21 protein-coding genes are annotated in these 22294 nt (G+C 65.4%); 12 read left to right on the top strand and 9 right to left on the bottom strand.

Annotation, left to right across the window (positions count from 1 at the left end):
• From AC57B8_RS31770 to AC57B8_RS31750, 5 genes are read left to right on the top strand one after another with little or no spacing between them, the layout of a single operon-like run.
• Nucleotides 1-1005, top strand: a complete 1005-nt coding sequence (locus AC57B8_RS31770; protein ID WP_496481790.1) for a branched-chain amino acid ABC transporter permease — start codon at nt 1-3, stop codon at nt 1003-1005.
• Between the two features lie 51 nt (nt 1006-1056).
• Complete coding sequence (locus AC57B8_RS31765; RefSeq protein WP_496481789.1) at nt 1057-2379, top strand: ABC transporter substrate-binding protein; 1323 nt, start codon at nt 1057-1059, stop codon at nt 2377-2379.
• 39 nt (nt 2380-2418) lie between these two features.
• Nucleotides 2419-3678: an SfnB family sulfur acquisition oxidoreductase gene (locus AC57B8_RS31760; protein ID WP_492741330.1), complete on the top strand. Its 1260-nt coding sequence runs from the start codon at nt 2419-2421 to the stop codon at nt 3676-3678.
• Nucleotide 3679: 1 nt separating this feature from the next.
• The gene (locus AC57B8_RS31755; protein WP_496481788.1) at nt 3680-4456 is read left to right on the top strand and encodes an ABC transporter ATP-binding protein; all 777 of its coding nucleotides are present in this window, start codon (nt 3680-3682) and stop codon (nt 4454-4456) included.
• 44 nt (nt 4457-4500) lie between these two features.
• Complete coding sequence (locus tag AC57B8_RS31750) at nt 4501-5742, top strand: acyl-CoA dehydrogenase family protein (protein ID WP_496481787.1); 1242 nt, start codon at nt 4501-4503, stop codon at nt 5740-5742.
• Between the two features lie 239 nt (nt 5743-5981).
• Here AC57B8_RS31750 and AC57B8_RS31745 read toward each other — a convergent pair whose 3' ends face one another.
• Both AC57B8_RS31745 and AC57B8_RS31740 read right to left on the bottom strand, forming a co-directional pair.
• Nucleotides 5982-6959 carry a tripartite tricarboxylate transporter substrate-binding protein gene (locus AC57B8_RS31745; RefSeq protein WP_496481786.1) on the bottom strand — a complete coding sequence of 326 codons (978 nt, stop codon included), beginning with the start codon at nt 6957-6959 and terminating at the stop codon, nt 5982-5984.
• Nucleotides 6960-6986: 27 nt separating this feature from the next.
• Nucleotides 6987-8153, bottom strand: coding sequence for a mandelate racemase/muconate lactonizing enzyme family protein (locus tag AC57B8_RS31740; RefSeq protein ID WP_496481785.1), 1167 nt, complete (start codon nt 8151-8153; stop codon nt 6987-6989).
• 104 nt (nt 8154-8257) lie between these two features.
• Here AC57B8_RS31740 and AC57B8_RS31735 point away from each other — a divergent pair, with 104 nt between their 5' ends.
• The gene (locus tag AC57B8_RS31735; RefSeq protein WP_496481784.1) at nt 8258-9157 is read left to right on the top strand and encodes a LysR family transcriptional regulator; all 900 of its coding nucleotides are present in this window, start codon (nt 8258-8260) and stop codon (nt 9155-9157) included.
• 35 nt (nt 9158-9192) lie between these two features.
• Here the strand turns inward: AC57B8_RS31735 and AC57B8_RS31730 are convergent, their stop codons facing one another.
• From AC57B8_RS31730 to AC57B8_RS31700, 7 genes are all read right to left on the bottom strand, one after another.
• The gene (locus AC57B8_RS31730; protein ID WP_496481783.1) at nt 9193-10017 is read right to left on the bottom strand and encodes an SDR family NAD(P)-dependent oxidoreductase; all 825 of its coding nucleotides are present in this window, start codon (nt 10015-10017) and stop codon (nt 9193-9195) included.
• A gap of 131 nt (nt 10018-10148) precedes the next feature.
• Complete coding sequence (locus AC57B8_RS31725; RefSeq protein WP_496481782.1) at nt 10149-11150, bottom strand: NADP-dependent oxidoreductase; 1002 nt, start codon at nt 11148-11150, stop codon at nt 10149-10151.
• 108 nt (nt 11151-11258) lie between these two features.
• Nucleotides 11259-12089 carry an alpha/beta fold hydrolase gene (locus tag AC57B8_RS31720; protein WP_496481781.1) on the bottom strand — a complete coding sequence of 277 codons (831 nt, stop codon included), beginning with the start codon at nt 12087-12089 and terminating at the stop codon, nt 11259-11261.
• 11 nt (nt 12090-12100) lie between these two features.
• Nucleotides 12101-13087, bottom strand: coding sequence for an acrylyl-CoA reductase (NADPH) (gene acuI / locus AC57B8_RS31715; RefSeq protein WP_496481780.1), 987 nt, complete (start codon nt 13085-13087; stop codon nt 12101-12103).
• Nucleotides 13088-13121: 34 nt separating this feature from the next.
• The gene (locus AC57B8_RS31710) at nt 13122-13910 is read right to left on the bottom strand and encodes an SDR family NAD(P)-dependent oxidoreductase (protein ID WP_496481779.1); all 789 of its coding nucleotides are present in this window, start codon (nt 13908-13910) and stop codon (nt 13122-13124) included.
• A gap of 60 nt (nt 13911-13970) precedes the next feature.
• On the bottom strand, nt 13971-15065 hold the full coding sequence (locus AC57B8_RS31705; protein WP_496481778.1) for an alkene reductase: 1095 nt from the start codon (nt 15063-15065) through the stop codon (nt 13971-13973).
• 52 nt (nt 15066-15117) lie between these two features.
• On the bottom strand, nt 15118-15963 hold the full coding sequence (locus AC57B8_RS31700) for an alpha/beta fold hydrolase (RefSeq protein ID WP_307585843.1): 846 nt from the start codon (nt 15961-15963) through the stop codon (nt 15118-15120).
• A gap of 132 nt (nt 15964-16095) precedes the next feature.
• Between AC57B8_RS31700 and AC57B8_RS31695 the strand changes: the two genes are divergently transcribed.
• From AC57B8_RS31695 to AC57B8_RS31670, 6 genes are all read left to right on the top strand, one after another.
• Nucleotides 16096-16701 carry a TetR/AcrR family transcriptional regulator gene (locus tag AC57B8_RS31695; protein ID WP_496481777.1) on the top strand — a complete coding sequence of 202 codons (606 nt, stop codon included), beginning with the start codon at nt 16096-16098 and terminating at the stop codon, nt 16699-16701.
• A 146-nt stretch (nt 16702-16847) separates the two neighbouring features.
• On the top strand, nt 16848-17867 hold the full coding sequence (locus AC57B8_RS31690) for an AraC family transcriptional regulator (protein WP_496481776.1): 1020 nt from the start codon (nt 16848-16850) through the stop codon (nt 17865-17867).
• Between the two features lie 149 nt (nt 17868-18016).
• Nucleotides 18017-19411 (top strand): MFS transporter, encoded by a 1395-nt coding sequence (locus tag AC57B8_RS31685; protein ID WP_496481775.1) that lies wholly within the window; start codon nt 18017-18019, stop codon nt 19409-19411.
• A 13-nt stretch (nt 19412-19424) separates the two neighbouring features.
• Nucleotides 19425-20165: a nitroreductase gene (locus AC57B8_RS31680; protein ID WP_496481774.1), complete on the top strand. Its 741-nt coding sequence runs from the start codon at nt 19425-19427 to the stop codon at nt 20163-20165.
• A complete protein-coding gene (locus AC57B8_RS31675; RefSeq protein ID WP_496481773.1) occupies nt 20162-21814 on the top strand; it encodes an AMP-binding protein in 1653 nt (550 codons plus the stop codon). Before AC57B8_RS31680 ends, AC57B8_RS31675 begins: the two co-directional genes overlap by 4 nt.
• On the top strand, nt 21807-22253 hold the full coding sequence (locus AC57B8_RS31670) for a MaoC family dehydratase (RefSeq protein WP_070059255.1): 447 nt from the start codon (nt 21807-21809) through the stop codon (nt 22251-22253). Before AC57B8_RS31675 ends, AC57B8_RS31670 begins: the two co-directional genes overlap by 8 nt.
• The last annotated feature ends 41 nt before the right edge of the window (nt 22254-22294 follow it).

Raw genomic sequence — 22294 nt, 5'->3', positions numbered from 1 at the left:
ATGCGTACCGTTGCGCTACCTCCATGGACCTGGCCGCTGGCGGTGCTTGTCGTCGCGTTCGGTGTCGTGCCGTTCGTTGCCTCCGGCTATGTGTTCGATGCGTTGCTGATTCCGTTCCTTGCACTGTCGCTCGCGGCGGTGGGGCTCAACCTGCTGACCGGCTACGCGGGCCAGCTGTCGCTGGGCACTGCGGCCTTCATGGCTGTGGGCGCCTTCGCGGCCTACAACTTCAACCTGCGCGTGGAAGGGCTTCCACTGCTTGTGAGCATCGGACTCGCGGGGCTGGCCGCCACGGCCATCGGTCTGGTGTTCGGCCTGCCGAGCCTGCGGCTGCGCGGCTTCTATCTCGCGGTGTCGACGCTGGCCGCGCAGTTCTTCGTGCAATGGGCTCTGACCAAGTTCAGCTGGTTCAGCAATGACAGCGCCTCAGGCGTGATCGATGCGCCCGCGCTCGAAGTAGCCGGCGTTGTGTTCGACACGCCGGTGGGCCGATACCTCTTCTCGCTGAGCATCGTTACCGTGCTGACGCTACTTGCTTGGCGCTTGGTGCGTACGCAGACCGGCCACCATTTCATTGCCGTGCGCGACAACGAACTGGCCGCGCGCGTCATCGGCGTGCCGGTGCTGCGCACCAAGCTGCTGGCGTTCGCGGTGTCGTCGTTCATCGTGGGCGTGGCGGGCGTGCTGTGGGGCTTCGTGTACCTGCGCACGGTGGAGCCCGCGGGCTTCAACCTCGACCGCTCGTTCCAGATCCTCTTCATCGTGATCATCGGCGGGCTCGCGACGATCCGCGGCGCCTTCCTCGGCGCGGCGCTGATCGTGGTGTTCCCGCTGCTGCTCTCGCGCGTGGGCAGCTTTGTCTTCGGCGGCTGGTTCGATTCGGGCGTGCTCGACATGAGCCAGCGCATCGTGCTGGGCGCACTGATCATTTTCTTTCTCGCCGTGGAACCCCAGGGGCTGGTTGCTCTCTGGGACCGCGCGCGCAAGCGACTTTCGCCCGCCTGAGCGCACGCATTCGTTTTTCCTTTCGCATCCCTCCCTAGAGCCTTCATCACCATGTCCTTCCTTAAGCACCTGAAAACCGCGGCCCTGGCCGCCACTCTGTCCTTGGTCGGCCTGCAGTTCGCGCATGCCGACGGCAACGAGCAGTTCTTCCCGCTGCAGAGCTACCGCGTCGGCCCCTACGCGGCCGGCGGCACGGGCTTCTTCGGCGGCTTCATCGACTACCTGAACCTGGTCAACACGCGCGACGGCGGCGTGGGCGGCGTCAAGCTGACCTGGGAGGAGGGCGAGACGCAATATGAAGTGGAGCGCGGCGTAGAGGTATATGAGCGCCTGAAGCAACGCCCCGGCATCGCGACCTGGAACCCCTTGTCGGTTGGCATCGCCTATGCGCTCATCGACCGCGTGACGGCCGACAAGGTGCCGCTGCTCACCATCAACCACGGCCGCACCGATACCACCGACGGGCGCGTGTTCAAGTACATCTTTCCGCTGCTGCTCAACCCGTACAGCGAAACCTCGGGCATCGTGAACTACATCGCAGGCAAGGAGGGCGGCGCTGACAAGCTCAAGGGCAAGAAGATCGTGGTGCTGTACCACGGCTCGCCCTACGGCAAGGAAACGATCCCGGTCTACGAGCTGCTCGCCAAGAAGTACGGCTTCACGCTGCAGCAGATCGAGGTGCCGCATCCGGGCAACGAGCAGCAGTCGCAGTGGCTCACCATCCGCCGCACCAAGCCCGACTACGTGGTGCTGCGCGGCTGGGGCGTGATGAATCCGGTGGCGCTCAAGACGGCGCAGAAGACCGGCTTTCCGGTCGACCACATCGTGGGCAACGTGTGGTCCAACTCGGAGGAAGACGTGATCCCCGCGGGCGATGCGGCCAAGGGCTATGTGGCGATCACCACCGTGGCGGCGGGCGCGCAGTACCCCGTGCTGCAGGACATCGCGAAGGTCGTGTACGGCGCGGGCAAGGGCAACCTGCAGGACCCCAAGCGCATCGGCAGTGTCTATCACAACCTGGGCGTGCTCAATGGCATCCTGAACGTCGAGGCCATCCGCATCGCGCAAGCGAAATTCGGCAAGCGCACGCTCACCGGCGACGAGATCCGCTGGGGCCTGGAGAACCTGAAGATCGACGAAGCGCGCGCCGCCGCACTCGGCGCCAAGGGCCTGTTCCATTCGATCAACGTGACCTGGGACAACCACGAAGGCGACGGCCGCGTGGCCTTCCAGCAGTGGGACGGCAGCAAGTGGAACGTGGTGTCCGACTGGATCGCGCCCGACTGGAAGCTGCTGCGTCCGATCATCGAGAAGTCTTCGCTGGCCTATGCGAAAGAGAAGAACGTGAAGGTGCGCAAGAGCATCGACGACTGATCCGCACGCCCACACGCACCTGAAAGGAAGCCCCATTCCATGTCCGCCGTTCTCCAACCCCCTGCACCCGCACTAGCCGCCGCCAACGATCCCGTGCCCGGCCTGCCACTGTCCGACACGCCCGCGCATGTGATCCGCGACGACGCCGAGGCCATCGCCGTGGCGCACGCGCTGGCCGCCCGGCTGATCGTCGGCGCCTCCGAGCGCGACCGTCTGCGCCGCTGGCCGGTCGAGGAGATCGATGCCTACTCGCAAAGCGGGCTCTGGGCTATCAACGTGCCCAAGGCCTTCGGTGGCGCGGAGGTGTCGTACGCCACGCTGGCCGAGGTGATCGCGATCATCTCGGCGGCCGACCCGTCACTCGGGCAGATCACGCAGAACCACCTGGGTTTCGTTGCCGCGGTGCGCACGGTGTCTGATGCCGCGCAGCAGACACTGTTCTTCGCCGACTTTCTTCGCGGCGTGCGCTGGGGCAATGCGTTCTCAGAGTCGGGTTCGAAGCGCGCGGCCGATTTTGAGACGCGCTTCACCGACGCGGGCGACCACGTGGTGGTGACCGGCAAGAAGTTCTATTCGACCGGTGCGCTGCTCGCGCACTATGTGCCCATCGTGGCCAACGACGAAGCGGGCAACACCTGGTACGTGGTGGCCGATCGCAATGCGCCGGGCCTCACGGTGATCGACGACTGGTCGGCCTTCGGCCAGCGCACCACGCTCAGCGGCACGGTGGTCATCGACCATGTGAAGGTGCCCAAGTCGCACCTGATCCCGGCGTTCAAGGGCTACGACACGCCTTCGGCTGATGGCGCGATCTTCCAGATCATCCAGGCGGCGGTCGATGTGGGTATTGCGCGTGGCACTATTGCCGAGACGGTCGATTTCATCCGCACCAAGACGCGACCGTGGATCGACAGTCAGCGTGAGCATGCATGGGAAGACCCGTATTCGATCCAGGCCGTGGGCGACCTGCAGATCCGCTTGCATGCGAGCGAAGCGCTGCTGGAGCGCGCGGGCCGCGCTATCGACCGCGCGGTTGCCGCACCCGGTGCCGACAGCGTGGCCGCAGCGCAGATCGCGACCGCCGAGGCCAAGGTGCTCTCCACCGAAATCGCGATCCTGGCGACCAACAAGCTTTTCGAGCTGGCTGGCACGCGCTCGACGTTGGGCCAGTACAACCTGGACCGCCACTGGCGCAATGCGCGCACGCACACGCTGCACGACCCGGTGCGCTGGAAGTACGCCATCGTGGGCAACTACTTCCTCAATGGCGTGAATCCACCGTTCCACGCGTGGAGCTGAGGTGACGGCCCCCTTGTTGCGCATCGAGGCGGTAGCGGCCGTGTATCAGCGCTCGATCGTCGCGCTGCACGGCGTGAGCCTGGAGGTGCGCGCCGGCGAGATCCACGTGCTGCTCGGCGCCAACGGGGTGGGCAAGTCGACCACGCTCAAGGCGGTGTCGAACCTGCTGCTTGCCGAGCGCGGTGAGGTGACGGCCGGGCGCATCGTCTTCGACGGGCGCGACACCGGCCGCACGAGCCCGGCCGACCTCGTGAGGCTGGGCCTGGTGCAGGTGCTGGAGGGCCGCCACTGCTTTCGCACGCTGACGGTGGAGGAAAACCTGCTGACCGGCGCGCTCGGGCGCAGCGCGCGACGCGCGGAAGTCGCCGAAGACCTTGCGCGGGTCTACACGATCTTTCCGAAGCTCAAGGACCGGCGAAAGACCCTGGCGGGACTGAGCTCCGGCGGCGAGCAGCAGATGACGGCCATCGGCCGAGCGCTGATGTCGCGGCCCCGGCTGCTGGTGCTCGACGAGCCGTCGATGGGCCTCGCACCGCTCGTGGTGCGCGACATCTTCGAGCAGCTACGGCGGCTCAACCGCGAGGAGGGCCTGTCGATCCTCGTGGCCGAGCAGAATTCGACCGTGGCGCTGCAGTACGCCGACCGTGCGACCGTGCTCGATGCCGGCGTGGCGGTCTTGAGCGGCGACGCACAGGCGTTGCGCCAGCGCGCCGACATCCAGTCTTTCTATTTCGGCGAAGGCGTTGTGGCCGGCGCTGTTTCCCACGCCGCGGCCTGAAGGCCCGGCGCCTTGTTCCATCCGTTTCATCAGGAGTTCGCACCATGAGCCTCACGCTCGAGCAAGCGCTCAAGACCTCGCCCTGGCAAGGCAAGCCGCGTCCGGCCGACGCACCCCAGTGGCTGGCCCGCGCCGCCGAGGTGGCGGCCATTCTCGCGGTCGACCAGGTGGCGCGCGACCGCCAGCAAGCGGTGCCCACGGCCGAAGTGCAGCTGCTCAAGGACGCGGGCCTCACCACGCTGCTCGGTCCCGTGCAGCATGGCGGGGCGGGGCAGCCTTGGGACACGGCCTACAAGGTGATCCGCATCGTGGCCTCGGGCGACGGCTCGATCGGCCAGCTGCTGGGCTACCACTACCTCTGGGCCTGGGCGGTGCACCTGGTGGGAACGCCGGAACAGATCGATGCGGTGGAGGCGCTCTACACGGCCAACGACCTGTTCTTCGGCGGTGCGGTGAACCCGCGCGACGGCGACCTGGTGATCACCGAGGTCGATGGGCAACTGGCCTACAACGGCCGCAAGTCGTTCTCGACCGGCTCGAAGGTCTCGGACCTCACCGTGCTCGAAGGCGTGCTGCAAGGCACGGACAAGCACATCTTCGCGATCGTGCCGTCGAAGCAGGACGGCATCCGTTACCTCGACGACTGGGACCACCTGGGTCAGCGCCTCACCGAGTCGGGCGGCGTGACCATCGAGGACGTGCGCATCGACTGGGCGAGCGCCGCGGGCTATGTCGACAAGGTCTACCAGAGCCGCACCTACGAGACGCTGAACCTGCCCGCGATCCAACTCGTGTTCGCGAACTTCTACCTGGGCATCGCCGAGGGCGCGCTGAAGACGGCCGCGGGCTACACGCGCGAGAAGACGCGCGCCTGGCCCTACGGCGGCGACAACAAGGAATCCGCGAGCGACGAGTGGTACATCCTGGAAGCCTACGGCACACTGCAGTCGCGCCTGTGGGCGGCGGAGGAGCTCGCCAACTCGGCCGGCGCGGAAATTTCCGCGCTGCTGCATGCCGAGCGCGATGCGCTGACACCCGGGGCTCGCGGGCGCGTGGCGGTGCGCATTGCAGCGGCCAAGCAGGCGGCGGTGGACATTGGGCTGGAGATCGGCACCAAGGTGTTCGAGGTCACCGGCGCGCGCGCCACCGCCAACGCAGTGGGCCTGGACATCTTCTGGCGCAACATCCGCACGCATTCGCTGCATGACCCCATCGCCTACAAGCGGCGCGAGGTGGGTGCCTATGCGCTGAGGGGGCAGATCCCGGAGCCAAGCTGGTATACCTGAGAAGTAGTCATCACCGAGGAGAAGGATGCAAGCGCGTTGTTTGCATGCGAACCAAACGCCGGTTCAACCGGCGATAGCCTGGGATTTCGGCCACTTGTGGGCCGACCAACGAATGGCAACTGGGTGTTTGCGTGCCTGTGGTTATCGCCGGTTGGGCAACAGGCTCATCGTTGGAGCGGACGTGGCTTGCTTCAGCGACGCTTCGATGGGGCAGGATATCAGCCCGCGTCCTCGTCGCATCAGTCGGCGTATTCGCCAGCGTCCTTGATCACCTTCGACCATCGCACCTTTTCGGCTTCAAGGTATTTCCTGTGGCCGGCGGGATCGAGCCGGTCGTCATTGACAACTGTGAGGCCGAGCGCCTCCTCCCGCTTGATCAGATCAGGATCTTTCAATGCAGTGCGCAGTGCGGCGTTGAGCTTGGCGAGCACTGCGGCAGGCGTGCCACGCGGGGCGTACAAGCCGTGCCAGACCTGGACGTTGAAGTCTTTCATCCCGGCTTCGGACAGGGTCGGCGTGTCCTTCAGCGCCGCGAGCGGCAGCCGCTGCAAGCTGGTGATGCCGTAGACCTTGACCTTCTTGCCCTCGATCTGCGGCACCGCGTTGGTCGCTTGCTCGCACATCACATCGACCTGTCCGCCGATGAGGTCCGTCATTGCCGGTGCGGTCCCTTTATAGGGCACGGGCGTCATGCTTGTCTTCAGCGCGCCTTGGAGCATCAGGCCACACAGGTGCGATGCGGAACCGAGCCCCGCGTTGGCGAGGTTCACCTTGCCGCCGTTCGATGTGATCCACTGGCGCAACTCGGCGAAGTTGCCAGCAGCGAGGCTCGGCTTGCCGATCAGCACCGACGGCGCTTCGTTGATCACACCCAGTGTTTCGAAATCGTCCGGCACCTTGTAGCTGAGCTTGCGGTACAGGGCCGGCGCGGTGGCCATGCCGATGTGATGCACCAGCAGCGTGTAGCCGTCCGGTGCGGCACGCGCAACCTTGGCCGAGCCGACCGTGCCGCCCGCGCCGGCGGCGTTTTCGATGATGACGGTCTGGCCCAGGGGCTTGCGAAGCGCCTCGGCCAGGTCCCGGGCGATCTTGTCGCTGGGGCCGCCAGCGGAAAAAGGCACGACCAGCGTGACGGGCTTGTCGGGAAACTCCGCGCACGCGAGCGAAGCGAATCCGAGCACGGCCAGGCCGGCGCCGCAGCGCCAAAGATAGGTCATGGTCTTGTCTCCTTGGTTTTTTGGGCGTCAGGCCGACAGCGCTTGCATCTCGCGATACAGATCGGCCTTGCCTTCGAAGCCGATGCCGGGCAGGTCAGGCAGCGTCACATGGCTGTTCTCGACCTTCACACCGTCCGGGAATCCGCCGAACGGTTGGAACAGGTCGGGGTAGGACTCGTTGCCGCCCAGTCCGAGCCCGGCGGCGATGTTCAGCGACATCTGGTGTCCGCCATGGGGGATGCAGCGGCTGGCCGACCAGCCGTGCTCCTTGAGCATCTCGAGCGTGCGCAGGTACTCCACCAGGCCGTAGCTCAGCGCGCAGTCGAACTGCAGCCAGTCGCGGTCGGGGCGCATGCCGCCGTAGCGAATCAGGTTGCGCGCGTCCTGCATCGAGAAGAGGTCTTCGCCCGTGGCCATCGGGTTCTTGTAGAAGTTGCGCAGCGCCGCCTGGAGTTCGAAGTCCAGCGGGTCGCCCGGCTCCTCGTACCAGAACAGGTCGTATTGCGATAGCGCCTTGGCGTAGGCGATGGCGGTTTCAAGGTCGAAGCGCCCGTTCGCGTCGACGCAGAGCTTCTGGCCGTCCTGCAGCACTTCCATGATCGAATCGATGCGGCGAAGGTCTTCGTCGAGCGAGGCGCCGCCGATCTTCTTCTTGACGACCGTGTAGCCGCGGTCGATGTAGCTGCGCATCTCGTCCTGGAGCTTCCTGTGGTCCTGCCCAGGGTAGTAGTAGCCGCCCGCTGCGTACACGAAGATCTTGCGGTTCGGCTTTCCGTCGCCGTAGCGGTCTGCGAGCAACTGGAAGAGGGGCTTGCCTTCGATCTTGGCCACGGCGTCCCACACCGCCATGTCGATCGTGCCGATGGCCACGGAGCGTTCACCATGGCCGCCCGGCTTCTCGTTGGTGAACATCGTGTTCCAGATCTTGTGCGGGTCGAGGTTGTCGCCCGTGTCGTCGACGAGCGACGACGGGTCCGCTTCAAGGATGCGCGGGATGAACCGCTCGCGCATCAGCTTGCCCTGGCCGTAGCGGCCGTTCGAATTGAAACCGTAGCCGACCACCGGCTTGCCGTCGCGGATCACGTCGGTGATCACCGCGACAAGACTCAGTGTCATCTTGCTAAAGTCGATGTAGGCGTTGCGGATGGGCGAGCTGATGGGAATGGTTTTCTCGCGAATTTCGACGATCTTCATGGCTGGCTCCAGAGGGCTTTGATTGAGAGCCTCTATGGTCCGCCGCACGGGATGTTTCGGCCAATGTTCCTTTTCGCTGCTTCTATGCACTGGACGAACCGCACATGAATCTGATCTGGCTTGAAGATTTCGTGGCCCTGGCTGCCACAGGGAATTTTTCGCGCGCCGCAGAGGACCGCCACAGCTCCCAACCCGCGTTCAGCCGGCGCATTCGGGCGCTGGAGGAGTGGATCGGCGCCGAGCTTTTCGACCGGAGCTCGCAACCCGCCCAGCTGACCGAAGCCGGTGAATGGTTCACCGGCGTGGCACAGGAATTGATCGCTCGCGTCGCGCGGGTGCCGGGTGATGCCAAGAAGGTCGCCGAGGCCAGTTCGGTCACCTTGCGCATTGCGTCCACGCATGCGCTCTCGTTCACTTTTCTGCCGCGATGGCTGCGAAGCCTCGAATCGAATACGACGCTCGGGCCGGTGCAACTGATGTCCGACGTGCTCCAGCGTTGCGAAGCACTGATGCTGCAAAGCAAGGTTCAATTTGTGTTGAGCCACGCGCACAGCAAGGCGCAAGGGGCGCTGGACGCGGAGCCGTACAAGTCGACCCGCATCGGCGAGGATCTGCTGATTCCGGTCTCGGCGCCGGACGAGAAGGGGCAGGCGCGTTATCAGCTTGCGCGTCGAGGCGACGCTGCAGTCCCTATGCTCCAGTACACCGAGGAATCAGGACTGGGACGCATCATGCGCGCCGTGATCGGACGCAGGCTGGAGTCGGTTCCTGCGCAGGCCGTCTTCACGGCGCATCTCGCCTCTGTCCTTCGAACGATGGTGCTGGACGGTAGGGGGATCGCGTGGTTGCCGCAGACGCTGGTGGAGGACGACATGGACCAGGGGCGGCTTGTCGCCGCGGCGGGCAACGACTGGGAAGTGCCTCTGGAAATAAGGCTCTATCGCGACAGCGAGCTATTGGGGAAGGCCGCGAACGCCTTCTGGAATGCTGCCATTGGCATGTGACCGCATCTTGGTCGCAGTCACCGAATGGGATGACCTTACGTCCCGCTTCGCGTCGGCAGCACGAACCGAGGCTTGCCAAGCACTTGCGTCGCCACCCGTGACGCGAAGCGCCGCGTCAAGAAGCGCACGCCAAAGCACGACAGCTTGTTGAACAAGCCGGGCACCACCGTGCGCGATCCGCGCAGCATCGCGCGGATCGCGGCGTGCGCCACGAACTCCGCGCTTTTCATCGACGCGTTCGCGATCCATGAGTAGTCGCCTCCGCCAGACGTGGCGTGGAACGCGGTTTCGGTGCCGCCAGGGCAGATGCAGGTCACCGTCAGCGGCGTGCCACGGTGCTCGTCATGGAGACCCTCGCTGAAGTTGTGGACGAACGCCTTCGACGCAGCGTACAGCGCCATGTTCGGCACCGACTGGTACGCGCCGGGCGACGCGATGTTCACCATGTGCGCGGGTCCGGTGCTTGTCTTGTGCGCGTCAACGAAGCACCGCGCGAGCGCGACCAGCGAGGTCATGTTGAGTTGAATGAGTTCCGCGTCGCGCGCCCAGTCGACCTCGTCGAACCGTCGGAAATAGCCGAACCCGGCGTTGTTGATCAGGATGTCGATCGGGCCGCAGGCGATCGCGTCGGTCCACAACGCGCGCGCGGCATCGGGCTTGCCCAGATCTGCAGTGACGATCTCGACCTTCACGCCCTTGCAGCTTGCGGCGACCGCATCGAGTGCGTCGCGGTGCCGCGCCGTCAGCACGAGATCCACGCCGAGCGCCGCGACCTCACGCGCGATGGCCGCACGGATGCCGCTAGATGCGCCAGTCACCAGCGCGCGCTTGCCGATGCGGGCGGTTGTGTATGAACCCAAGGTCGATCTCCTGGTCATACAGAGCGGGTACAGAACGCCAAGGCCACCGGAGGCTTGCGCGTCGGCCGTGCGATGGCCTGAGTCGGCGGGGCAAGGGCCTGATCAAAGACGCTAGCGCAGGCAGGCGGCAGCTACACCACTTGCACCACGACCTTGCCCTTGGCGCGCCCACTGTCGACGTAGGCCAACGCTTTGTGGGTGTCCTGAAATGGGAACACTTTGTCGACGATCGGGCGGATGGCGCCTGACTCGATGAGGGCGGTGATCTCTCGCAACTGCGCCCCATCGGCCCGCATGAAGACGAAGGTGTAGTGGCCCCCGTTCTTCTTTGCCTTGTTCCTGATGCCGAAACTCAACAGGCGCAGCACTTGCCTGAGCGGCCAGGCCAGTCCTCGCGCGATGGCGAACGCCGGGGTGGGCGGCCCCGAGATGGAGATGAGATGCCCGCCCGGCTTGAGAACCTGGAGGGATTTGTTCAGCTCGCCGTTGCCGAGGCTGTTCAACACCACGTCGTAGTCGCGGAGCACCGTGGCGAAATCCTGCTGCTTGTAATCGATGACGACGTCCGCGCCCAAGGCCTTCACCCAGGCGACGTTGGCCGTGCTGGTGGTCGTGGCCACGAATGCCCCGAGATGCTTGGCAAGCTGGATGGCGATGGTGCCGACGCCGCCGGAGCCGGCATGGATCAGGACCTTCTGCCCCTTTTTCAGCTTGGCGGTCTCGACCAGCACCTGCCAGGCGGTCAGGGCCACCAGAGGAACGGATGCGGCCTCGACCATGCTGAGATTCTTGGGCTTCAGCGCCAGCGACGATTCCTTGACGGCGATGAACTCGGCGAAGGTGCCGATGCGATCGTCGTCGGGGCGCGCATAGACCTCGTCGCCCGGTTTGAAGCTGCGAACGCGAGCGCCGACCCGCTCAACCGTACCGGCCAGGTCGTTGCCCAGGATCAGGGGGAAGTGGTAGGGAAGAATCAATTTGAATTCGCCGTTCTTGATCTTCGAGTCCAGGGCATTGATGCTCGCCGCGTGGATCTGGATCAGGACGTCATCGTCCCGCACCTCGGGCTCGGGCGTTTCGCCGATGCGGCCAACTTCATTCTTTCCGTAACGATCGATGATGAACGCTTTCATGGGCGACTTTTCTCCAGGGTGTTTGATTGGACGCGCTTCGGGCAGCCCCGCCCCACAGGGGGCGGCCGGGAAAGTCGGCCTGAAGCCGGTTGCAAAAGATGCCGTCGTTCAGTCATTGAGAAAGGCCAGCGCCTTGGGCACGAATTCGCCGTGGTACTGGAAAATCCCGCCATGCCCAGCGTCTTTGTAGATGACCAGTTGCGAGCCTGGGATGCGACGCGCCATGTCATGGCTGTTCACGGTGGGCACCATGATGTCGTTGTCGCCATTGGCAATCAACACAGGGATGCGGATGCCGCCCAGATCCTGGGGCACCTGCCGGCCCCAGGCCTTGATGGCCTTCAGCTGCCGCAGGAAGGCAGGGGGCGTCGGCCCCTTGTCCCGATCCGCCTTGCGCTCCTTCAGTCGCTCCAGGAAGGCTTTCGCGGCTTGACGACCGTTGGCCGTGGAGGTGAAGAACAGAAAGGTCTTCGGATCCCGCAGCGTCAACAGGCCTTTGACTATCAGCGGCCAGGAGACCGCTCCGACCCGTTCGATGCCTGTGCCGCCTGCCGGCCCTGTGCCGGTCAGGATGAGTCGGCGCACCAGGCCGGGGGCTTTCAGCACGATGTCCTGCGCCACGAATCCTCCGAGGGAGAAGCCAAGCAGATCAATCTTCTCGAGGCCCAGTGCGTGGATCAGTGCGATCGCATCCTGTGCCATCGCATCGATGGTCACGGGTGCCGTTCCGCCTGAAGCACCGATCCCCCGGTAGTCGATGGCGATGATGCGATGCCGGTGGGCAAGTCCATCGACGATCCGCGGGTCGAAATTGTCGAGGACCGCGCCCCAGTGGTTGAGCAGGACCAGCGGCACGCCACTGCGAGGCCCCAGGTCGCGGTACGCGAATGCAGTCCCGTCGACATCGATCGAGAGGTTGGGAGCGTCGATGAAGGGCATGCGCGATCCGGTCAGGCGTTCACATCCACGATGGTGCGCCCCTGGACCTTCCCTGCGAGTACCTGGCTGGCAACGTCAGGAACCTCTGCCAATCCGATCACCTTGGTGGTCCGTGCCAGCTTGTCCAGGTCCAGGTCGCTGGCCAGACGCGACCACGCCTGCAGCCGCGCAGGCTGCGGCGCATTGACCGAGTCGATACCGGCGAGGGTGACGTTGCGCAGGATGAAGGGCAGGACGGATGCCGGCAGGTCCGCGCCCTGTGCGAGCCCGAAGGCCGCGACCACGCCGCGATACCGGGTCTGCGCCAGGACGTTTGCCAAGGTATGGCTGCCGACCGAATCGATGGCCCCGGCCCATCGCTCCTTGGCGATCGGTGTGCCCGCTTCGGACAGGGTGTGACGGTCGATGATGTCCGCCGCGCCCAGCGCACGCAGGTAATCGGATTCCTCGAGACGCCCGGTCGACGCGATCACGCGATAGCCCAGGCTCGACAGCAGCGCGATCGCCACGGAGCCGGCGCCGCCATTGGCGCCCGTCACCAGGATGTCGCCGTGCTCGGGCGTCAGGCCACCATGCTCGAGCGCGAGCACCGACAGCATGGCGGTGTACCCGGCGGTGCCGATGGCCATGGCATCCCGGGTCGAAAACACCTCGGGAACCTTGACCAGCCAATCACCGCTCACCCGCGCCTTTTGCGCAAAGCCGCCGTGGTGCGTCTGGCTCAGTCCCCAGCCGTTGGCCAGCACACGGTCGCCGGCTGCGATGCCGGGATAAGTCGACGACTCGACGACACCGGCAAAGTCGATGCCCGGAATCAGCGGAAACTGGCGAATGACCGGTGACCGGCCACTGAGCGCCATCGCGTCCTTGTAGTTCACCGTCGAGTACTCGACCGCGACGGTGACGTCGCCCGGCATCAGGTCCTCTTTCTTGAAGTCGACCAGGCTGCTTGAAATGGTGTCGCCGGTCTTGCTGGCGAGCAGTGCCTTGAATGTCATGTGCTGTTCCTTCCGTTCTGGCGTTCTTGCCGTTTCAGGCGGCGGTTCGATAGCGCTCTGCCACCTGCGCCTGCCGGATGTCGCCGACCAGGGCCTGGCGTGCCGCGTTCAGCGTTTCCCAGCGCGCGGCATCGTGCAGCGGCGGGATGGTCACGAGTTCACGGCGGTCGAATCCGGCCAGCGCGGCATCCACCAGCTCTTCTACGCCCATCAGGTCAGGCATTGCACGGGTATCGATGCCCGCGCGCTCCCAGATCTCGGTGCGGGTGCCGGCCGGCAGCACCGCCTGCACGTAGACGCCCTTGGGCGCGAGCTCCAGGCTCAACCCCTGGGACAGGAACAGCACGAAGGCCTTGGTCGCGCCGTAGACCGACATACCGAACTCGGGCGCCAGGCCGACCACCGAGCCGATGTTGACGATCGCGCCTTTGCCGGCCTGCACCAGGCGCGGGGCGATGGCGCTCGCCAGCCTCACGAGTGCGGTGGTGTTGAGGCTGACCAAGCGGGCGACATCGTCTGTCGACTGGTCGATGAACGGGCCGGACAGTGCGGCCCCGGCGTTGTTGATCAGGGTCTCGATCCTGCCGTCCTCGCGCAGTCGCGTCTCGACGGCGGCCAGGTCGCCGGGTTGGGTCAGATCGGCCGCAAGGATATCGACGGCAGCGCCGGTTTCCTCACGCAGGCGCGCCGCGAGCGTTTCCAGCCGCGCCTTGTCGCGCGCCACCAGCACAAGGTCGTGTCCGCGGCGTGCGAAGCGGTCGGCATAGATGGCGCCAATGCCGGTCGAGGCGCCCGTGATGAGAACAGTGGAATGGGAGGTCATGTGTTTTGCTCGTGATCGAAAAGATGTGTCCATGTCGCGATATGCAGCATGGGAAAACGACTATCGGACGCTGGAATCAGCGAGGGTCGGATAGTCGATGTAGCCTTTGGCGCCACCGCCATACAGCGTGGTGGGGTCCAGCGCAGCGAGGGGTGCATTGATCTCCAGCCTTTCGACCAGATCGGGGTTGCTGATGAAGGGGCGGCCGAAGACGAACAGGTCGGCCTTGTCCTCGATCAGGCGGGCGTTGGCCAGTTCGAGGTCATACCCGTTGTTGGCCAGGTAGGTGTTCTTGAAGCGAGTGCGCAAGGCGTCGAAATCGAACGGTGCGGCATCGCGCGGACCCCCGGTGGCGCCTTCGACCACATGCAGGTAGACGATGCCCATCGCATTGAGTTGCTCGGCGATGTAGTCGTACTGCGACTGCGGATCGCTGGACGAAATGGCGCCGGCCGACGACACCGGCGAGAGGCGCACACCGGTGCGTTCGGCACCGATTTCCTTCGCCACGGCGGCCGTGACTTCGAGCAACAGGCGCGCGCGGTTCTCGATGGAGCCGCCGTACGCGTCCGTCCGGGTGTTGGCACCGTCCTTGATGAACTGCTCCAGCAGGTAGCCGTTGGCACCGTGGACCTCGACGCCGTCGAACCCCGCAGTGATCGCATGGGCCGCAGCCTGGCGGAAATCCTCGACGATGCCTGGAATCTCATCCAGGGTCAGGGCTCGTGGCTCGGAGACGTCATGAAAACCGTTGTTGACGAAGGTCTTGGTCGCGGCGCGGATGGGGGAGGGGGCCACCGGCGCGGTGCCACCAGGGCGCAGGTCGACGTGGGAGATACGGCCCACGTGCCACAACTGCACGAAGATCCGCCCGCCCTTGGCGTGAACGGCGTCGGTCACCTTGCGCCAGCCGTCGATCTGCTGCGGCGTGTACAGGCCCGGGGTGTCCTGGTAGCCCTGGGCATCGGCCGAGATCTGGGTGGCCTCGGTGATGATCAGGCCCGCCGAGGCGCGCTGACCGTAGTAGGTGGCGGCGTACTCGCTGGGCACCAGACCCGCGCCTGCCCGATTGCGCGTCAGCGGCGCCATCACGATGCGGTTGGACAGTTGGAGTGAGCCAAGTGTGTAGGGCTCGAAGAGCGTCTTGTCAGTCATGCTTGTTTGCTGTGTCGTCGTTGATCGGGCGGGGACGGGATGCGCTACGGCATCACTCCTCGAGGAACTGGATCGCGTGTTGCAGGAAGCGCTCGGGATACTGGAACTGCGCGCCGTGTCCGGCGTCGGGATAGATCAACAGCTGCGCGTTGGGAATGTTCTGCGACAGATGCCAGGAGTTGATCGTGGGAATCATGATGTCGTCGACGCCGTTGAGCACCAGGGTCGGCTGCGTGACGGCGTTCAGGAAGGCATAGGGGTTCGCACCCGGCAGCGGCTGCAGGTAGGCGGCGTGCGCCTCGGCTTGGGCTTGAGCGACGGCCATCGAGCTGGGCGGGTCCTGGTCGGCGCGCTGGTGGCGGCGCTCCCAGAAGGCCAGACCCGCCTGCTTGGCAGCTTCCGAGCGGCCGAAGAACAGGTAGAGAAAGTCATCCGCGGTCGGCACGGGGTTCGGCGCGACCTCCAGCACCCTGGGCTCCATCTTCGGATCGCCGCCGCGCAGTCCGGTGCCGAGCAGGACGAGCTTTCGAACCAGTTGCGGGTGACGCAGCACGACCTCCTGCACCTGGAAGCCCCCGATCGAGAAACCAAGCAGATCGACCTGGGACAGACCCAGCGCCCGGATCACCAGGGCGATGTCGTCCGCCATGTCTTCGATCCGGTTGCGGGGCGTGCCGGTCGAGGAGGCAATGCCGCGACCGTTGTAAAGGATGACCTCGCGGCCCGCGGCCAGACCATCGGTCAACAGGGGATCCCAGTGGTCCAGGCCGCCGCGGAAATGCTGGACGAAGAACAGAGGGGGCTGTCCGCTGGAGGTGTTGCCCCAGCGACGATAGGCGAATTTGTCGCCATCCACTTCGACGAAGCGGGTGGGTGCGGTCAGGTGGGTATCGCTCATTTTCGGAAGCCTTCCAAGGTAAGTTGGCTTAATGATGTCGATCATCATCTTTGATGTCAAGGACTTTGATGATGATCGACATCAATGTATATTCATGGCTTCACCGATGGCACATCTAGAGAGGTCCTGGACATGAAGGTCACCAAGGCGCAGGCACAGGCGAACCGGGCGCACATCGTCGAGACGGCCTCCACGCTGTTTCGCGAGCGTGGTTACGACGGGGTGGGGATTGCGGACTTGATGGCGTTCGCAGGCTTTACCCACGGCGGGTTCTATAAGCACTTCGAATCCAAGGCCGACCTGATGGCGCAAGCCGCGACTTGCGGTTTTGCGCAGACGGCCGCCAAGGCCGAAGGCGTCGATGCGATGGCATTTGTCCATCACTATCTGTCCCGTGAACACCGAGATGCACCGGGTGACGGTTGCACGATGGCCGCCCTGTGCGCAGATGCTGCGCGCCAACCGGAGTCGATCAAGACGGCGTTTGCGACCGGCATTGAAAACCTGCTGGTGACCCTGGGAAACCAGTTCGACGCGCCAGAGGAGGGCGATCAGGGCGGCGACGCACGCGCCAGGCGGATCGACCTCATTGCGCAGGCAGTCGGTGCCATCGTGCTGTCGCGGGCGTGTCCTGACGACTCGCCACTGGCCGATGAAATTCTGGATGTCTGCCGCAGCGCCGTCCTGTCGAGGCTTTCCTCGATGACGCCTGGCGCTTCCGGTTCCCAGAGCACCTAGTCGCACAACTTCCGCGACAGCCCACGACAGAGGTCGGCGGCATCTCATTGCTGCAGACGCTGCGGGTCCCCTGAGGCCGCATCCTGCACAGCGCGAAACGCGCTTATAAAGAGCTCGCCCCACCACTGATTCTTGAGCGAGTGCGTATGAAGTCTGCAGGCTTGAAGGGAACCGTGTCCATTGAACTGGTGCACGAGGCGATCCACGCAGCGGCGCTGAGGAACATGGACATCAGCAGCGTCCTCGAAAGCGCCAAGATTGATCGCGAGCTGTTGAACGCGCCGCGTGCGCGCATCTCGGCGGCGGCGTATTCGCAGATGTGGGTGGCGCTGGCCGACCTGATGGACGACGAGTTCTTCGGCCTCGACAGCCACGGGCTTCGCCGCGGCAGCTATGCGCTGATGACGCGCGCCGCCGTCAACGCCGACAACCTGGCGCATGCGCTGCGCCGCATCCTGAGGTTCCTCCACGCCACATTGGACGATTTCCGCGGTGAGCTGGTCTGCGACGGCGACGAGGCGCGCGTCGTGCTGCATGACGGCGGCGTGCTGCGCCGGTTGTTCGGCTACGGCACCTGGTTCATCTTGGTCCATGGCCTGGCCTGCTGGCTCGTGCACCGGCGCATTCCCCTGCGCGAGATGCAGTTCCGATGCCCGCCGCCCGGCGACGACAGCCACTACCGAACGCGCTTTTGCGAGAGCGTGAAATTCAATGGCGAGAGCACGCACATCAGTTTCGCAAGCGATCTGCTGGACCTGAATATTGCGGAGTCGCCCGCCACGGTCGACAACTTCCTGAGGGAAGCGCCGGCCAACCTGCTGGTCAAGTACCGTAACGACGCCAGCACCAGCGCCCAGGTGCGCAACAGGTTGCGAAGCCAGATGCCCGAGGCGTGGCCCGAACTCGAAAAGCTCGCACAGGAACTCTGCGTTTCCGGCACCACGCTGCAACGCCGCTTGCAGCAGGAGGGCGTGAGCTACCAGCGCGTGAAGGACGACCTGCGGCGCGACATCGCCATCGACCTCTTGTCGAGTGCGTCGCTGACGGTGGCCGAAGTCGCCGCGCGCACCGGCTTCCAGGAAACCAGCGCCTTCCATCGCGCCTTCAAGAAATGGACAGGCGTCAGCCCCGGCGCCTATCGCTCGTCCGCGCCCGCGCCGGAATAGGCCGAAGCGCCGGCGTCCGGCAGGGATGCCGACATGTCCGAACGCCCCATCCAGATCGAGACGCGCGGGCATGGAAGCGTGCCGCCTGCAGAACTAACCTCCCGTCGACATCGCATCTCGCGACAGATCAAACGACAGGAGACGAAAACATGCAGCAGGCCGGCAAGCAGGTCGATATTCACGCGTTGGCGGGGCACTCCCGGTTCAACGGCTTTCACGGGCTCGTGCTCTGGTGGTGCGTGTTGATCCTGGTCATCGACGGCTATGACCTGGCGGTCGTGGGCGCCGCGCTGCCATCGATCATGAAAGACATGGGCGTCGACGCCACGAGCGCCGGCGTCATGGCCGGGTCGGCGTTGTTCGGAACCATGCTGGGCGCGATCTTCCTGGGCACCTTGGCAGACCGCATCGGCCGCCCTCGCATGATCGCGGTGTGCGTGGCGCTCTTCAGTGTCTTCACGGCGCTGACCGGGCTGGCCACCGAACCCATCGGCTTCAGCGTCGCCCGCTTCATCGCGGGCCTCGGCATCGGCGGGGTGTTGCCCATCGTGACCGCGCAGATGGGCGAGTTCGCACCGGCGAAGCTGCGCACGCGCCTGGTGACGATGGTTTTCGCGGGCTACTCCGTGGGCGGCATTCTGGTTGCGCTCACTGCCAAGCAGCTCATCGAGAGCCACGGATGGCAATGGGTGTTCTATGTGGCCGGCCTGCCCGTGCTGCTGATTCCGCTCATCCTGAAAATGATGCCCGAATCGCTGTCGTTTCTTCTCAAGAAGGGTGACCAGCGGCAGCTCGGGGAGATCGCGGCCAAGCTCGCGCCGGAGCAGCCGAACGCAGCCGGCACCGTGTATGTCGGCGCGTCCACCGACCGCCTGCACGACGCGCCGGTGCGCACCCTGTTCGACGCCGGACGCGCGTTCAGCACCGTGATGATCTGGGTGGCTTTCATGACGGGGCTGTTCATGGTCTACGCGCTGAACTCCTGGCTGACCAAGCTCATGGCCATGGCGGGATACAGCCTGGGCTCGGCCCTGAACTTCGTGATCGTCTTCAACGTCGGTGCGATCGTGGGCGCGATCGGCGGCGGCTTGCTGAGCGACAAGTTCAACATCAAGCATGTGCTGGTGGCGTTCTACGTGGTCGGGGCTGCGTCGCTGGCCGCGCTCGCGTACACGAAATCGACCAAGCTGCTGTTCGTCGCCGTGTTCGTGGTGGGCGCGTCCACGCTCGGAACGCAACTGCTGGCCTATGCCTACGCCGGCGATTTCTATCCACCGGCCGTGCGTTCGACGGGTGTCGGCTTTGCCTCGGGTGTCGGCCGCATCGGCGCCATTGCCGCGCCGATCCTGATCGGCTGGCTCGTGTCGCTGAGCCTGCCCATCGAGCAGAACTTCATGGCGATCGCGCTGGCCGGCGTCATCGGCGCGGCAGCGGTGTCGTTCGTGAACCAGTCGCGCGCCGCGTCGACGCAGGCCAGGGCCGCGCGTGCAGGCACCGGCGAAGCAGGCCGTGTGGACGGGGCGATTCGCCCGGCTTCGAAATAGCAAGGAAACCTCAATGAACCGAATGATGGCGCCGCCGCTGGAGGCACACGCGCTGCAAGGAGCGGTCGACTGGGCCATTGCCACCCGGCGCAGCGTCAGGGCGTTCCTGCCCCGGCCGGTGCTCAGGGAAGAGGTCGAGGCGATCCTCTCGACCGCGCGCTACAGCGCCTCCGGCATGAACATACAGCCCTGGCATGTGCATGTGCTGACGGGAGCTGCCAAGGCCCGCCTGTCGGCTGCGATTGCCGCGCTCGACGACGACCCCGGCCGGTCGGGCGAACTGCTCGAGCCCTACGACTACTACCCGCGCGAATGGTTTTCTCCCTACCTGGAGCGGCGCCGCAAGGTCGGCTGGGACCTCTACGGATTGCTCGGCATCACCAAGGGCGACAAGCAGCGCATGCACCTGCAGCACGGGCGCAACTACCGCTTCTTCGATGCGCCCGTGGGCCTGTTCTTCACGGTGGACCGCGAACTCGAGGAGGGCAGCCTGCTGGACTACGGCATGTTCCTGCAGAGCGTGATGGTGGCCGCGCGCGGCCGCAACCTCCACACCTGCCCGCAGGCCGCGTTCCTGAAATTCCATCGCCAGATCGCGGACCTGCTGGACATTCCCGCCGGCCAGATGCTGGTCTGCGGCATGAGCCTGGGCTACGCCGACACCTCGTCGGTCGAGAACTCGCTCGTCACCGAGCGCGAGCCAGTCTCCGCGTTTACGACCTTCCACGACACCTCCAAGGAGACCACCGCATGAGCGCGCCATCCTATGCACGGGGCCTCGAACGCTGCGCGGCAAATCATGTGCCGCTCACGCCGCTGGGCTTTCTCGACCGCGCGGCGCTCGCGCATCCGAACCGCGTGGCGGTGGTGCACGGCGAGCTGACGCGAACCTGGGCGCAGACGCGCGAGCGCTGCCATCGCCTGGCGTCCGCGCTGACGATGCGAGGCATTGAACCGGGCGACACCGTCTCGGTGCTCGCGCCCAACACGCCGGCCATGCTGGAAGCCCACTTCGGCATTCCGCTGGCCGGCGCGGTGCTCAACGCAATCAACCATCGCCTGGATGCCGAAGGCATCGCGTTCATCCTGCGCCACGGCGAGTGCAAATTGCTGATGGTCGATCGCGAGTTCGCCGCCACGGTGGCCGCAGCGCTGAAGCTGCTCGACCGTGCGCCTGCGGTCATCGACATCAACGACCACCTCGCACCACCCGGCGAACGCATCGGCGAGACCGACTACGAATCGCTGCTGGCGAACGGAGACCCGGACTTTGCCGGTCGCTGGCCCAGCGACGAGTGGCAACCCATCGCCCTGAACTACACCTCCGGCACGACCGGAGACCCCAAGGGCGTGGTCGCCAGCCATCGCGGCACCTACCTCATGAGCCTGCTGCAGATCACGAACTGGGCGATGCCACGGGCGCCGAAGTACCTGTGGACCTTGCCCATGTTCCACGCGAACGGATGGTGCTTCACCTGGGCCGTGACTGCGGCGGCGGGCACCCATGTCTGCCTGCGCCGGGTGTCTGCCGACGCCGTGCTGGAGGCCATCGAGCGCCATCAGATCGATCACCTCTGCGCAGCGCCGGTCGTGATGGCGATGCTCGCGGACGCGGCGAAAGATACCCGGCTGCCGCGCCCCGTGCGCGTGCTGACGGCCGGCTCACCGCCGCCGCTCGCCGTGCTGAACGCGGTGCTGGCGATGGGCTTCGACGTGGAGCACGTCTTCGGAATCACGGAGGTTTCCGGCACGCCGGTGAGTTGCGTGTGGCAGGACGGCTGGGACGACCTAGCGCCCGCCGAGCAGGGGGCGCTGCGCGTGCGCCAGGGCGTGCGCGCCGCCATGTTCGAAGGCCTCATGGTCGGCGATGCCGACACCCTCGAACCCGTCGTGCCCGACGGCAAATCGGCGGGCGAGCTCATGCTGCGCGGCAACACCGTGATGATGGGCTACTTCAAGAACGAGGCGGCAACGCGCAAGGCGCTTGCCGACGGCTGGTTCCGCACCGGTGACGTCGCGGTCCTGCATGCCAACGGGTATGCGCAGATCACCGATCGGTCGAAGGACGTGATCATCTCGGGCGGCGAGAACATCTCGTCGGTCGAAATCGAAGACGTCGTCCATGGACACCCGGCGGTGCTGCATGCCGCCGTGGTGGCGCAGCCCGACCCCAAGTGGGGCGAGGTGCCGTGCGTGTTCATCGAGCTGAAGGCCGGTGTCGCCGCGCCCACCGAGCAGGAGATCATTGCGTTCTGCCGCGAGCGGCTGGCGCACTTCAAGTGTCCGCGCCGCGTGATCTTCATCCCCTTGCCGAAGACGGCCACGGGAAAGATCCAGAAGTTCCGCTTGCGCCAGCAGGCCGGAAGCCAGGACGCCATCACCCGGCTCGCCAGCCATGGCTGAGTGCGAAGCGGCCGCGGCCCTGGGGCCTGTCGGGCCCGGCTATCGCTTCTCGCGACCCCACACCTTCGACGAAGCGCAAGTGCGTGCCTTCGCGCTGGCCGCGGGAGACGAGAACCCGCTGCACCACGATGCCGCGTTTGCACAGGGCACGCGCTTCGGCGGCTTGATCGCCAGTGCGACCCACACCACCTCGCTGCTGATGGGGCTGACCGCCAGTCACTTCGCTACGAGGGGGAAGGTGCTGGGCATGAACTTCTCGGTCGACCTGCTGCGTCCCGTACGGGCGAGCGAGACGGTACTCATCGAGTGGCGCGTGACGTCGATGGCCGCGCATTCGAAGGGCGGCTGCGTTCTCGAATTGCAAGGTGCGATCAAGAGCGCAGACGACAGGACCAGCGTGCTCGCGCAGGGCACGGTGCTTTTCACGCCCGCCGCATGAGTGCTTTCCGCGCCAGCGTGCGCGTTCACGGGGGCATTGCC

This window comes from Variovorax sp. BGA-UO-ETr-C22, from assembly GCF_059567965.1.
This window is presented reverse-complemented; position numbering and strand designations above follow the sequence as displayed.